Consider the following 12,590-nt stretch of genomic DNA (forward strand, 5'->3'; position numbering starts at 1 on the left):
GCGCCCAAAGGCGCTTTTTTTGTATCTCCGGAACCGTTATTCCGAGTCGATATCTTTCAGGTCACCCTGAATCAATGCCGCATTCGGGTTTTCCTGTGGCGTCAGCTGACCGCCTCTTGCCAGGAAGTCGTGACGCTGGAAGTAAGCTTCACGGATAAACAGATACGGATCAGAAGAGTTACGGATCAGACCATCTGAATCGAGAAGTTCTGCACGGGTTTCGACGCCTTCCAGTACCCATTTACCGGCTGACATCCAGAATGTCAGATAGCTGAGCATCGGATACAAATCATCCACCAGATCGCCACCTTCGTCACGCACAGTCGCGCTGCCGTAACCAGGCAGAACCACGTACGGACCGTAACCGACACCATAATGACCGAGCGTACTACCGAAGCCCTGGGCTTCTTCGCGTGCCAGTTTCGGGTTCGCCATACCGGCCACGTCAATCAGACCGCCCATCCCCAGAAGCGTGTTCAGGAAGAAACGGTTGAAGTGGATTGCAGCACGGTACGGATCGCCTTTCAGCAAGGAGTTGACCATGCTGGCGGGTTCATCGAGGTTGCTGAGGAAGTTACTGGTCCCGTTACGCGCCGGTTGTGGCACGTAATCACGCCATGCGACGGCAACAGGCCGCACAAGGTAAGGATCCATATAGTTATAGTTGAAGTCGAACATCACCCGGTTGAAACCTTCGAGCGGATCAGAACGTCCCTGCTGTTCGCTGTCCGAAGATCCGGATGTACCGGCACAACCGACCAGTAAAACTGTCGCAAACGCCAGCCCAGTCAGGCGTAAGTTCATGGATATCTCCCTGTTTTTGATCGTCGGTTCCTGATTAAGGAACCTGCTGATTAATCTCAATGCTGACCTGACCGTTGCCGGAAAAATCAGTCAGCGGACTGTCGCCGTACCAGTCACCTGAGGCTGGCGTTGCCAGACCATTCTGTGAAATACGAACGCGTACTTTTAATTGATGCAGCGAAGAAAGCAAGCGTTCCGGCATCATTGCGTTACTGTCATCGACAGTAATCGCCAGCGGGAAGCGGCTCAGCGGCAGCTTTTTCACCGCAACCGGCACCGGACTGCTGCCATCTGTCACGGAAATAAAGACCGTGCCATACTGCGGAAGTTTCTGCTGCGCATCCGCAGAAAGCGTCACGTTTACCGCCAGTTTAACCTGATCAAGACCGGCTTTTTGTTTTGCCTGCGCAATACTGGCGTTAACCATCTCAAGGCGTTTATCACCGGCTGGCAGGATTTTCTGCATAACTTCCCACGCGCCAATGGCTTGCGGATAATGCCCCTGCTCATATTCATTATAGGCCAGCAGACTTAACACACGCAGATCACCCTGAGATTTTTCCAGCATACTGCGTAAAAGATTGCCGCCGGTAAGGTTATCTTGCGGATCAGAAGAACGGGTCAGCACTTCGGCATAACCCAGTTTCACTGACATGTCGTTCGGCGCAAGCTGATACGCATGAGCATAAGCCTGTGTCGCGGTGGCGGCATTATTGAGCGCCATCCCCACGCGACCAAGCATCACCCAGTCCTGCACATTATCCGGATTTGCCTGTAAATCGGTACGCAATCCGAGCCCTAAATCCTGCACATCCGCAGCGGTCAGCGGCGCACCATGATCATCGGCAATACGATGGCGCAAATCCGGCATGTGCTGCATGACCTGATTCCACGCACTCACCTGGCCCAGACCTCCGGCATAGAGATATAAACCCAGCGTGATGATCACCAGCAGGATAGCGCCGGGCACCAGCGTCCAGCGGCCAATCGGCTGAATGGCCGCAGGCGCCTGACCCGCCGGAATATCGGTCAGTAAGTTTTCCTGCAATTCCTGAATATGCGCCGGACGCTCGTCTACCACGCCCTGCGCTTCGTCTTCTTCCAGCTCAGTCAGACGGTGATGATAAAACGCTTTATTCAGCGCATCGCGGGACGTGTGTTCCGCGCGGTCGCCGCGAATAACCGGCACAATTAACAGCGCCAGTGCAACAACCAGCATCACTACAATGCACAGCCAAAAAATACTCATGATCCTTTCCTGTCGCTGTCTTTAAGTAACTGCGCCAGGCGCTGTCTCTCTTGTTCTGACATTTCTTCGGTCGTATTTTGCAAACGCACTTCGCCCCGGCGGGAACGCATAAAAATCATGGCTGCGCCGATAATGACCACCAGCACCGGCCCGAGCCACAATATAAAGGTGGATGGCGTCACCGGCGGTTCGTAGGTCACAAAGTTGCCGTAACGTGCGACCATGTAATCCACGATTTGCTTTTTGTTCTGCCCCTGCTGAAGCAGCTGGAAAACTTTGGTGCGCATATCCGCCGCGATAATAGAATCCGACGCTGCAATATTGGTGTTCTGACATTTCGGACAGCGCAGCTGCGCTGTGATATCACGGTATTCCTGCTCCTGAGCCGGAGAGGAAAACTGATAAGTATCAATGGCCGCAAAGGCGGTGATACTCAGCATCATGCCCAGCAGCAACGCAGGTAAGGAGGAAATCAGCTTCATGCATTGCCTCCGTATTTTTTGTACAGCGGCAATACTTCGTTCTGCCAGACTTTCTCATTCAAATCACCGGCATGGCGATAACGAATAATACCCTTTCCGTCGATCAGGAAGGTTTCCGGCGCACCATACACACCGAGGTCGAGTCCTAACATACCGTCGCCGTCGTACAGACTCAGCATGTAAGGATTGCCCAGTGTATTGAGCCAGCTGACCGCTTTCTGCCGGTCGTCTTTGTAGTTCAGGCCAACCACGCGTACACCTTTCGCCGCCAGCGTATTCAGATAATCATGCTCGGCGCGGCAGGTCGGGCACCAGGTCGCCCAGACGTTGAGCAACATGGGTTTGCCGTCGCGCAATACCGACTGATCGTAGGTTTTACCGGCCTGCGCCAGTGATTCCAGTTTGAACACCGGCACCGGTTTGCCGATCAGCGCAGATTCCAGCAGCGTCGGATCGTCGCCGTTGGCATTGCGCGTCAGTTGCACCAGAAAAGCCGCAGCCAGCGCCAGGAACAAGATCAGCGGAATAAAGAGGAGTTTACGGTTCATGCTTCTTCAGCCTCCGCCAGACCTTGTTTCTTGAGTTTTTTACTCATGCGATAACGCGGATCGAGAATACACAGTACGCCGCCGGCCGCCATAAACAGGCCGCCCAGCCAGATCCAGCGGACAAACGGTTTGTAGTACAAACGCACTGCCCACGAGCCGTCGTCCATCTCCTCACCCAGCGCTGCATACAGGTCACGCGCCAGATTGCCGTCGATCGCCGCTTCAGTCATCATGCTGCGCGCCACACTGTAGAAGCGTTTTTCAGCATGCAGCGTGGTGACTTTCTTGCCGTTCTGCGTCACATCGATATTCGCCTCACCGCCGGTATAGTTCGGGCCGGTGATGTCGCGAACGTCGCGGAAGATAAAGTGATAATCATGAATATCCACGGTATCGCCGGACTTCATGCGCACATCACGTTCAACACTGTAATTCTGGCTAAAGGCGATGCCGATAACGGTCACCGCTACGCCGAGATGGCCGAGCACCATGCCCCAGTGGCTGCGGGAAAGTTTGGTCAGGCCGCGCCAGAACGAATGACGGTGCGTCGCGCGCTCGTGCAGTTCCATCAGCGTGAGCACAATCACCCACACCGACATCAGCAGACCGACCACGGTCATGCCAACAATTTTGTCCTGCAACAACCACGGCAGAAGAATCGACAAGACAAGCGTGACGACCAGCGCAACACCCAGACGACGCCACAGTTTGCTGGGCTCATCACGACGCCAGCGCACCAGCGGGCCGATCCCCAGCAGCAATGCCAGCGGAGCCATCAGCCAGGTAAACATCGTATTAAAGAAAGGTTCGCCGATAGAAATACTGCCCAGTCCGAGCTGTTTGTGGATAAGCGGCAACAATGTTCCGAGCAATACCACCAGCATCGCCGCCACCAGCAGCACGTTATTACCCAGCAGATAGCTTTCGCGAGAGTGCAATTCGTGCCGGCTTGGCGCACGCACCGAATTGCCTTTGAAGGCATACAGCAGCAGCGAGCCGCCGATCACAATCACCAGATACGCGAGAATAAACATGCCGCGCGCCGGATCTGAGGCAAACGAGTGAACCGAAACCAGCACGCCGGAACGCACCAGGAACGTCCCGAGCAGACACAGTGAGAAGGCGGTGATCGCCAGCAGCACCGTCCAGGCTTTGAACGTCCCGCGTTTTTCGGTCACGGCCAGCGAGTGGATCAGCGCTGTCCCGGCGAGCCATGGCATAAAGGAGGCGTTCTCAACCGGATCCCAGAACCACCAGCCGCCCCAGCCTAATTCGTAATACGCCCAGGCAGAACCGAGCACGATACCGATGGTCAGAAATACCCACGCAGCTTGTGTCCACGGACGCGACCAGCGCGCCCACGCGGTGTCCAGACGTCCGGCCATCAGCGAGGCAATGGCAAACGCGAACGCCACTGAGAAACCGACGTACCCCATGTACAGCAATGGCGGATGGAAAATCAGCCCGATATCCTGCAACACCGGATTCAGATCACTGCCATCTACCGGGAAATTCGGCAGCGAGCGGATAAACGGATTCGACGTCAGCAAAATAAACAGCAGGAATCCGCCGGTGATCATGCCCATCACTGCCAGCACGCGCGACACTGCATCCTGCGGCATACGGCGGCTGAACAATGCCACGGCGAGCGTCCAGCAACTGAGCAATAACACCCACAGCAGCAGTGAACCTTCGTGTGCGCCCCAGGTCGCCGCCACGCGGTAATACACCGGCAGACGGGTATTGGAGTTATTGGCGACATACGCGACGGTGAAATCATTCACCACAAACGCATGGACCAGAATGGCAAACGCCAGCACGATGCAGGCAAACATCCCGTAAGACAACGGACGCGCCATCGCCATCATCCGGTTATCCTGCCGCGCCGCGCCCCATTGCGGGTAAATACTCAGTAACACCGCCAGACCTAACGCCAGACAGAGTGCAAATGTTCCCAGTTCCGGCATCATGAGCGGTCATTTCCTTTATCGTTACCCACATAAGCCGAAGCTGGCCCTTTGTGGTTTTCTTTCATGGCGTCGGCAACTTCCGGCGGCACATATTTTTCGTCGTGTTTTGCCAGAACCTGAATGGCATTCACTACATTTCCCGGCTCCATCACGCCCTGCGCCACCACGCCCTGCCCTTCGCGGAACAGATCCGGAAGGATGCCGTTATAAGTCACGGCAATCGCGCCGCGCGCATCATAAATTTTAAAACTCACCTGCAGGCTTTTCGGATCACGCTTCACCGAACCGGGCATCACCATGCCGCCGATACGCAGGCGCTGGCCGACCGTCGGCATCTCGTGGTTTTCGCCTTTACCTTGCAGAATTTCACTGGGTGTATAGAACAAATCAATATTCGAGCGCAGCGCGTACATCACCAGTGAAATGCTCAGACCAAGGCCAATCAGCACCACCAGCGCCAGCGACAAACGCTTTTTACGACGTGGATTCACAATAACTTCTCCGGGGAAGTGTCCGGTTCCAGCGGTGACGTCTGCGCGCCTTGCTGTTTTTTAGACTGAGACTGACTAATACGTTTTTCGCGTGCCTGACGGCGGCGAACTTCATCGAGGATCTGACGGCGCTGAATAAAGGTATGCGCCACCAGCGCAATCAGGGAAATCAGCGTCGCCGCGACCGACAGCCACACATAAAATGCATAGCCGCCCATCGCAAAGAAATCATGCCAGCTGGAGAATGCAGGGCTCATCCGCGGCGCTCCTTATTCACAAGACCGGCCACCCACGGACGCAGACGCTCCTGAACCAAAATCAGGTTACGTAAACGCATCAGCGTCAGGGTAATAAAGAAGAAGAGATAACCGAAAATCGCCCAGCGCAGCGGATAACGCATACTCGGGTCGATGGTCTGCTGCATGTTGGTCGAGCCCTGATGCAGCGTGTTCCACCACTGTACGGAGTAATGGATGATGGGAATGTTCACCACGCCGACCAGAACCAGAATACCGGCGGCACGGCCAGCCAGACGGCGGTCGTCGAAGGCGTTATACAACGCAATCACGCCAAGATAGAGGAACAGTAACACCAGTTCGGACGTCAGGCGTGCATCCCACACCCACCAGGTGCCCCACATCGGTTTGCCCCATGCGGAGCCGGTGACCAGTGCGATAAACGTGAAAACAGCGCCAACGGGTGCCATCGCGGATACCACCATGTCGGACATTTTCATCTGCCACACCAGCCCGATAAAGGCCGCAATCGCCATCGAACTGTAAATGCCCATCGACCAGATCGCCGCCGGAACATGGATATACATAATCCGGTAACTGTTCCCTTGCTGGTAATCTGGCGGTGCATAACCAAAGCCCCACACCCAGCCAATCAGCAGGCAGGCAATACCCAAAATTCCGAGCCAGGGAATGAACCGGCCACAGACGTGGTAAAGCCGTTCAGGCCTTGCGAGTTGATGTAACCATTTCCACATTGTTATCGTTGCTCACTATAAAATGTCACTGTGTGATGCCGTGGAGCCTCACCGGGCTCTTATGCGGTCAGTTAAAAATCATCCGCAGTTATTATCGGCGTCTCTATTGTTCACTATAGAGAAGTGTGATGTTAGTCAAAGGTTGCGATTTTTCTTCTCTATTGTAACGACACGTAAAAAAATTCTGTGTTAAGGCCAGCGTAAAAGTTAACCCTAAATACTTCGAGTTGCAGGAAGGCGGCAAACGACGCCATCCCGATGAGCTTACACGAGTAAGTGATTCGGGTGGCGAAGAGCAGCCAACGCCTCTGCGGCTCGAAGTATGACGGGTTAATGAACGCTGACTCGCAAGGCGACGGCTGTGGCAAAAGGAGTCAGAGTGGCACTGCCCGCCAGCATCGCGCCAAGGATCGCCAGATAACCGCTGATGGGCATCGACATCGACGCCGCATCAATCGCGCCGGTGGCAAAAATCAGCACCGGAATATACAACGGCAGCACCAGCAAACTCAGCAGAACGCCGCCCTTGCGCAGTCCGACGGTCAGCGCCACGCCAATCGCACCGATAAAACTCAGCGTCGGCGTCCCCAGTAAAATCGTCAGCGCGACGGCTTTCCAGGTTTCAAAATCCAGAGAAAGCAGCAAGGCAATCAGCGGGGAAAGGATCAGCAATGGCAAACCGGTTACCACCCAGTGAGCACATACTTTCCCCAGAACCGTGAGCGCCAGCGGCGATGGCAATAACAACAGCTGCTCAAGCGTGCCATCGAGATAGTCATCACGGAACAACCTTTCCAGCGCCAGCAAAGAAGAAAGCAGCGCCGCGACCCAGACGATACCGGGTGCAATCCGCGCCAGCAGTTTCGGCTCAGGACCAATCCCCAGCGGGAACAGCGTAATGACAATCAGGAAGAACCACAGCGGGTTAATGATTTCGGCACTTTTGCGAAAGGCAATTTTCAGCTCGCGGCGCAGAACCTTAGTAAACATTCTGTTTATTTTCCTTTCGCGTCACGCCAGCTCAGCGCTGGTCAGACGAATTTTTCGCACATCGCGGTTAACGCCCTGTAAATCCTGATGCGTGGTCAGCAATACCATTCCGCCCCGCTGCGCGTGTTGTTCAAACAGTTCAATCAGCGTGGACACGCCCTGTTTATCAATGGCGGTCAGCGGTTCATCGAGGATCCACAGCGGTGCGTCACTCAGCCACAAACGCGCCAGCGCCACACGCCGTTGCTGCCCGGCGGACATCTGCGCCACCGTGACATCTTCATAACCCAGCAGGCCGACATTTTCTAACGCCTGATAAATAGCATCAGCGCTGGCAGTTCCGTTCACGGACTGATAGAAGGCAAGGTTTTCATACGCAGTAAGCACTGACTTAACGCCAGGCTGATGACCGAGATACAACAGTTGCTGATGGAAAACATCGCGCTGGCGGCGGGTATTCACGCCCTGCCAGCGGACCTCACCGGCCTCCGGAGAAGACAATCCGGCAAGAATTCGCAGTAAACTGGTTTTACCGGCGCCGTTGCGGCCTTCGATTTGCACCATTTCACCCGGTTCGATCGTGAAACTTAAGCCGCTAAACAAGGTTCGCTCATCGCGTACACAGCTCAGGTTAAGGGCTTCAAACATGGTGATGTCTCTTATTTTTCACAAGCGCGCATCATATCACAGGCGTCAGGCGCGACGCAGCTTAGGGGGCCACAGTTTACAGGGTTGAAAACCCTGAAATCCAGCAAACAATCCGCAAAATGTCCCATAAGGTTCATGGGTTAATGGTTTGTAACTTTTCTGTATATCTCTTCATAATCTCGCAGCCTCGCCTATGCTTATCTCGGAACACATTGAAAACCACTTTGACGTACTTTTGGGGAATTACCATGACCGCCGAGAAACAACACCCTGACCACAAAGATGTCGACAGCGACGAACATTCTCAGGGCAAAGAGATCGAAACCGGAGAAGAGAATTTACCGTCGAAAGCGGCTGCTGTGCATGAAGTCATCCGCATGGAGGGTGAGAAAGAACTTGAGCGCGACGGACAGGCATTGCTGTGGTCGGCGATTGCCGCCGGGCTTTCCATCAGCGCCTCGCTGATGGCTAAAGGCATTCTTCACGCCCGCCTGCCCGACAGCCCCGAACGTTTCTTTATCGAAAATATCGGTTATACCGTCGGGTTCATAATTGTCATCATGGCGCGCCAGCAGTTATTTACCGAGAACACGGTCACCGCCGTATTGCCCGTCATGCAAAAAACGACGGGCAAAAACATTCTGCTGCTGTTGCGGTTGTGGGGCATCGTGCTGGCCGGTAACGTCATCGGCGGCGGACTGGCCGCACTGGTGTTTCATCTGGTGCCGTTCTTCGATTCCGCCACGGACGAGGCTTTTCGCACCATCAGTCTGGAGATTATGGAAAAAGACCCCGAGGGCATGTTCGTCGGCGGCATGGTGTCCGGCTGGCTGATTGCCACCATGGTCTGGATGATCCCGTCCGCAGGCACTGCCAAATTATGGGTGATTATGCTGATGACCTACATGGTGGCAATTGGCGACCTGACGCACATCGTGGTCGGATCGGTAGAAGTGCTGTATCTGGTGTTCTCGGGCGCCATTCCCTGGTACGAATTTATCTGGCCATTCGCGCTGCCGACGCTTGCCGGAAACATCTTTGGCGGCACCTTTATCTTCGCACTGATCAGCCACGCGCAAATCCGTAACGACATGAGTAATCAGAAGAAAGCCAAAGCGAAGAAAGAGGAAATGGAAGCGGCGAAGAAAGAAGCGTCAAAACCCTGACTGGCGACTAAACGACCAAACAGACCCCTGACGCCTTATTATTGCGAGAAAAACGAGTATACTACGCGGGCGCTTTCCACAGGCGCCCGTGTCTCCTTAGTTAAACGGATATAACAAGCCCCTCCTAAGGGCTAGTTACAGGTTCGATTCCTGTAGGGGACACCATACATACCTCATCTGAAGTCTATCGAAATCAATAAAACCCCCTTGTAATCAGCACGAAACCTCCAATGTCGACAATTCTATGTCAACTGGCATCTACCCATTTCAACGTAAATCAATACGTCTATGGGGGCCTTATAGGGGACTTATTCTGTTCAACGAAAAATGAGGCCCCTAATGCCCCTTAATGCAAGTCAGGTAGATACAGTCAAACCCAGGGAAAAAGTCTTTAAACTCGCTGATGGCGGTGGGTTATATCTCCAGGTCAACCCTAACGGTTCAAAGTACTGGCGGATGACATATCGATTCGCGGGAAAAGAGAAAAAGTTGTCATTTGGGATCTATCACGACATATCACTTGCAGAAGCTCGCACTAAACGAGATGAGGCAAGAAAGGTATTGGCGAATGATAAGGATCCCGGCAACGAATGGAAAAGCGAGGAGCGCCTGAGCTCGCCAGCAAAGTACGCCAGCGTTGTAGTGAGGTTTTTCGATACGAGATTGTGACAGGTCGTGCCGAACACAACCCAGCAGCTGATCTTGGTAGCGCTTTGCAAGGCTATGATAAACAGCACTACCCCTTTCTTACCGCCGCTGAGCTGCCTAAGTTTTTGCACAAGCTATCAAGTTAATCTGGAAGTCTTATCACCCTTCTCGCAACCCGGTTGCTCATGCTGACAGGTTTGAGAACAGTAGAATTACGTCTGGCTGAATGGAGTGAAATAGACTTCGATAATCGTATCTGGGAAATGCCCAAAACCAGAATGAAAATGAAACGTCCTCACATTGTCCCATTATCGACTCAATCCTTGAGCGCCCTTCGTCAATTGGAAGAACTAACTGGAACCTACCAGCTTATTTTTGCTGGACGAAACGATGTTAACAAAGCGATGAGTGCAGCTAGCATTAATATGGTTCTAAAGAGAGTTGGCTACGATAAGAGAGCGACTGGGCCACACCATGAGTACTATTTTGTATGAGCAGGGATTCAACTCGGCGTGGTTCGAAATGCAACTAGCTCACGTAGATAAGAACTCAATTCACGGAACGTACAACCATGCACAATATATTAATGGGAGGCGGGAAATGATGCAGTGGTACGCTGACTACATCGAAAACCTGGAAAGTGTAACTACAACAGCATAAAAAGCTCAGCCCATAACGGGCTGAGCTTTGCCACATCCCTTAATTTTTGCAAACTGCCGAAAATAATTGAAAAATAGACTGACTCAAACAAATGAGCCCAATATCCAGTCGAATCCTTCCCAAAGCAGTAAGCGCCGTCCAAGCGATGGATTTAAAAACCAAAGAACAGCTTGCTGATGAAATATTCCGCAATCAACCTAATAGCTGGCTTCGGTTGTGGTGCTGGATAGGTTTGGGGTAACAATGGAAAAATTAATTTTGCAGTCAACATCCTGCTTATTTGTTTCACTGCGAGGAAGATTTCCGGTCTTATCTGGTCTTTAATTACAGAGGTTTAGTTCACCACTGGTACTGCCGAAATCTATTCTGTTCACGCAAAATATTTGCCGAATCTTTGCACCCTTTTGCTGGTCCGCGACAGCGGGTTTCGCAGTCACTGCAAAAATTACAGTATCAACTGGGAGTGATTGGGATCACAGCTGTGCCCGCACTTCAAATTCCTCTTTTTTGAAAGAAATCTACGAAAAAACCATTATCATAGAAGGAAGCTAACACTCTTCCCATTCACTAAACCTATATTGAGGTAATTTTAATATGATTAGTTTTTTTAAAGTAAAAATAAATATTCACTCTGATAATTTACAAAGCGCCATTAATAAAAAAACAAATAATACATCGCTATCTAGTAAGTCGTTGGAAAAATTAGTGAGCATAGCAAATACTCAGTATGAATTCAAAAATGGAGAGGCTGAATTTATAATCAGAGGCACCCCTTGTAGTACTAATGTGAATTATGGAAAGGTTTCAAAATTAATCAAAGAAATAAAAACCATTAAATCCTTCAAAGATGATTCATTTATCAACTCTCGAATTCACTCGTGGGAAGTTAATGCTAAAAAACTGTTAAAAACAAATTACAACCCTGATGAGGAGAAACAATTATTGGGTAAGGGATCAAGAGGAACTGTATATAAAGATGGTGAATCTATTCTAAAGAAAACGAAAAATTTAACACTAAATGAAATTTTGCATGAAGCAAATATGTGCAATGAATATCATATAAAAATACAGAGTTTTAAAAAACCACCCACTATAGTAGAAAAATGTATTAAAATGCCATTCATCAACGGCAAGACTCCAAATTTCAAAGACACACTAATAGGAGTTAACGACCTATTTAAAAATGGTTTTTTTATGGGTGATGCAAAACCATCTAACTTTTTGAAAACTCCAGAAGGCAGCGTGGAACCCATAGATTTCGGACTTGTATTTAAGCATGATACATTAGAATCTATTGATCATGAAGTGAAAAAAAACATAATCTCTGACTATCTTAAAGGTGGGTTTAGATACATTCCAAATGAAATTAAGAATGAATATCATTCATGCATTGTAAAATTGGATGATATTCTTGGGAAAGATAGCCCCACAAGAAAGATAAATCTTAAAATACTATCAAAAGCAGGACTTTAAATTATACTCAAGAAAATCCTCATATTTTCACCCATAAGCGCCTTCAAAATAAAATGATGGCATAATCATGAAAAAAAATTATTCCTTGCAGCGTCAATATATCTATAGAGGGTGGATTTTGCCCCCCCCCATGACTTCACATATCTGTGAGACAGTATTTTTTTCATCATACAACCGAACGGCCAACGCCTGTTAACCCTTATTCAGCACCTTTGGCCGCCAACCTTTACGCTCTCTTGCCCGGGCAGCCTGAAGCCCGGCGGGAGTTCTTTCCGACGTCAAGTTACGTTCAAATTCCGCCAGTGCACCAAACAGATGAAATATTTGCATGCCGGAACTGGAAGTGATGTCGATGGATTCCTGAAGACTTTTTAACCAGCAGTAAAGCCGTATACCGCTTTATGGGAAAACTTCTGAATAATAAGATGCACTGGCACATTCCTCGGCTGATTAATACCGGTAAGACCCCA

The 12,590-nt window shown here is 51.0% G+C and carries 13 protein-coding genes, 1 tRNA gene and 1 pseudogene; 4 read left to right on the forward strand and 11 right to left on the reverse strand.

What is annotated here, in order from left to right; all coding sequences use genetic code 11:
• Nucleotides 1-36 precede the first annotated feature (36 nt).
• The 10 genes from mlaA to ccmA form a co-directional block, all read right to left on the reverse strand.
• On the reverse strand, nt 37-804 hold the full coding sequence (gene mlaA, locus ACM615_RS02935) for a phospholipid-binding lipoprotein MlaA (protein WP_112287132.1): 768 nt from the start codon (nt 802-804) through the stop codon (nt 37-39).
• Nucleotides 805-838: 34 nt separating this feature from the next.
• Nucleotides 839-2,053, reverse strand: a complete 1,215-nt coding sequence (gene ccmI, locus ACM615_RS02940) for a c-type cytochrome biogenesis protein CcmI (RefSeq protein ID WP_431011408.1) — start codon at nt 2,051-2,053, stop codon at nt 839-841.
• Nucleotides 2,050-2,535: a cytochrome c-type biogenesis protein gene (locus ACM615_RS02945; protein ID WP_112287134.1), complete on the reverse strand. Its 486-nt coding sequence runs from the start codon at nt 2,533-2,535 to the stop codon at nt 2,050-2,052. Before ACM615_RS02945 ends, ccmI begins: the two co-directional genes overlap by 4 nt.
• Nucleotides 2,532-3,083 (reverse strand): DsbE family thiol:disulfide interchange protein, encoded by a 552-nt coding sequence (locus tag ACM615_RS02950; RefSeq protein WP_112287135.1) that lies wholly within the window; start codon nt 3,081-3,083, stop codon nt 2,532-2,534. The genes ACM615_RS02945 and ACM615_RS02950 overlap by 4 nt, the downstream gene beginning before the upstream one ends.
• Nucleotides 3,080-5,053: a heme lyase CcmF/NrfE family subunit gene (locus ACM615_RS02955; protein ID WP_112287136.1), complete on the reverse strand. Its 1,974-nt coding sequence runs from the start codon at nt 5,051-5,053 to the stop codon at nt 3,080-3,082. The genes ACM615_RS02950 and ACM615_RS02955 overlap by 4 nt, the downstream gene beginning before the upstream one ends.
• Nucleotides 5,050-5,544, reverse strand: coding sequence for a cytochrome c maturation protein CcmE (gene ccmE, locus ACM615_RS02960; RefSeq protein WP_112287137.1), 495 nt, complete (start codon nt 5,542-5,544; stop codon nt 5,050-5,052). The genes ACM615_RS02955 and ccmE overlap by 4 nt, the downstream gene beginning before the upstream one ends.
• Nucleotides 5,541-5,801 (reverse strand): heme exporter protein CcmD, encoded by a 261-nt coding sequence (gene ccmD / locus ACM615_RS02965; protein WP_112287138.1) that lies wholly within the window; start codon nt 5,799-5,801, stop codon nt 5,541-5,543. Before ccmD ends, ccmE begins: the two co-directional genes overlap by 4 nt.
• Complete coding sequence (locus ACM615_RS02970) at nt 5,798-6,535, reverse strand: heme ABC transporter permease (RefSeq protein ID WP_113877006.1); 738 nt, start codon at nt 6,533-6,535, stop codon at nt 5,798-5,800. Before ACM615_RS02970 ends, ccmD begins: the two co-directional genes overlap by 4 nt.
• A 330-nt stretch (nt 6,536-6,865) precedes the next feature.
• The gene (gene ccmB, locus ACM615_RS02975; protein WP_431011409.1) at nt 6,866-7,525 is read right to left on the reverse strand and encodes a heme exporter protein CcmB; all 660 of its coding nucleotides are present in this window, start codon (nt 7,523-7,525) and stop codon (nt 6,866-6,868) included.
• A 21-nt stretch (nt 7,526-7,546) separates the two neighbouring features.
• Complete coding sequence (gene ccmA / locus ACM615_RS02980; protein WP_112287141.1) at nt 7,547-8,173, reverse strand: cytochrome c biogenesis heme-transporting ATPase CcmA; 627 nt, start codon at nt 8,171-8,173, stop codon at nt 7,547-7,549.
• A 248-nt stretch (nt 8,174-8,421) separates the two neighbouring features.
• Here ccmA and ACM615_RS02985 point away from each other — a divergent pair, with 248 nt between their 5' ends.
• From ACM615_RS02985 to ACM615_RS03000, 4 genes and pseudogenes are all read left to right on the forward strand, one after another.
• On the forward strand, nt 8,422-9,339 hold the full coding sequence (locus tag ACM615_RS02985; RefSeq protein ID WP_112287142.1) for a formate/nitrite transporter family protein: 918 nt from the start codon (nt 8,422-8,424) through the stop codon (nt 9,337-9,339).
• Between the two features lie 90 nt (nt 9,340-9,429).
• Nucleotides 9,430-9,504: transfer RNA gene (locus ACM615_RS02990), tRNA-Arg, on the forward strand.
• A 174-nt stretch (nt 9,505-9,678) separates the two neighbouring features.
• Nucleotides 9,679-10,647: pseudogene (locus ACM615_RS02995) on the forward strand (tyrosine-type recombinase/integrase).
• A gap of 594 nt (nt 10,648-11,241) precedes the next feature.
• Entirely contained in the window at nt 11,242-12,120 is an 879-nt protein-coding gene (locus ACM615_RS03000; RefSeq protein ID WP_431011410.1) for a hypothetical protein, read from the forward strand.
• A 192-nt stretch (nt 12,121-12,312) separates the two neighbouring features.
• Here ACM615_RS03000 and ACM615_RS03005 read toward each other — a convergent pair whose 3' ends face one another.
• Nucleotides 12,313-12,450: a recombinase family protein gene (locus tag ACM615_RS03005; RefSeq protein ID WP_431011411.1), complete on the reverse strand. Its 138-nt coding sequence runs from the start codon at nt 12,448-12,450 to the stop codon at nt 12,313-12,315.
• Nucleotides 12,451-12,590 lie beyond the last annotated feature (140 nt).

The organism is Rahnella sp. PAMC25617 (assembly GCF_050606005.1).
Classification (GTDB): Bacteria; Pseudomonadota; Gammaproteobacteria; order Enterobacterales; family Enterobacteriaceae; genus Rahnella; species Rahnella variigena.

What these genes read in the sequence shown, in the direction of transcription:
- mlaA (WP_112287132.1), bottom strand. Translation starts at nt 804, where the DNA reads ATGAACTTACGCCTGACTGGGCTGGCGTTTGCGACAGTTTTACTGGTC.
- ccmI (WP_431011408.1), bottom strand. Translation starts at nt 2,053, where the DNA reads ATGAGTATTTTTTGGCTGTGCATTGTAGTGATGCTGGTTGTTGCACTG.
- ACM615_RS02945 (WP_112287134.1), bottom strand. Translation starts at nt 2,535, where the DNA reads ATGAAGCTGATTTCCTCCTTACCTGCGTTGCTGCTGGGCATGATGCTG.
- ACM615_RS02950 (WP_112287135.1), bottom strand. Translation starts at nt 3,083, where the DNA reads ATGAACCGTAAACTCCTCTTTATTCCGCTGATCTTGTTCCTGGCGCTG.
- ACM615_RS02955 (WP_112287136.1), bottom strand. Translation starts at nt 5,053, where the DNA reads ATGATGCCGGAACTGGGAACATTTGCACTCTGTCTGGCGTTAGGTCTG.
- ccmD (WP_112287138.1), bottom strand. Translation starts at nt 5,801, where the DNA reads ATGAGCCCTGCATTCTCCAGCTGGCATGATTTCTTTGCGATGGGCGGC.
- ACM615_RS02970 (WP_113877006.1), bottom strand. Translation starts at nt 6,535, where the DNA reads ATGTGGAAATGGTTACATCAACTCGCAAGGCCTGAACGGCTTTACCAC.
- ccmB (WP_431011409.1), bottom strand. Translation starts at nt 7,525, where the DNA reads ATGTTTACTAAGGTTCTGCGCCGCGAGCTGAAAATTGCCTTTCGCAAA.
- ccmA (WP_112287141.1), bottom strand. Translation starts at nt 8,173, where the DNA reads ATGTTTGAAGCCCTTAACCTGAGCTGTGTACGCGATGAGCGAACCTTG.
- ACM615_RS02985 (WP_112287142.1), top strand. Translation starts at nt 8,422, where the DNA reads ATGACCGCCGAGAAACAACACCCTGACCACAAAGATGTCGACAGCGAC.
- ACM615_RS03000 (WP_431011410.1), top strand. Translation starts at nt 11,242, where the DNA reads ATGATTAGTTTTTTTAAAGTAAAAATAAATATTCACTCTGATAATTTA.
- ACM615_RS03005 (WP_431011411.1), bottom strand. Translation starts at nt 12,450, where the DNA reads ATGCAAATATTTCATCTGTTTGGTGCACTGGCGGAATTTGAACGTAAC.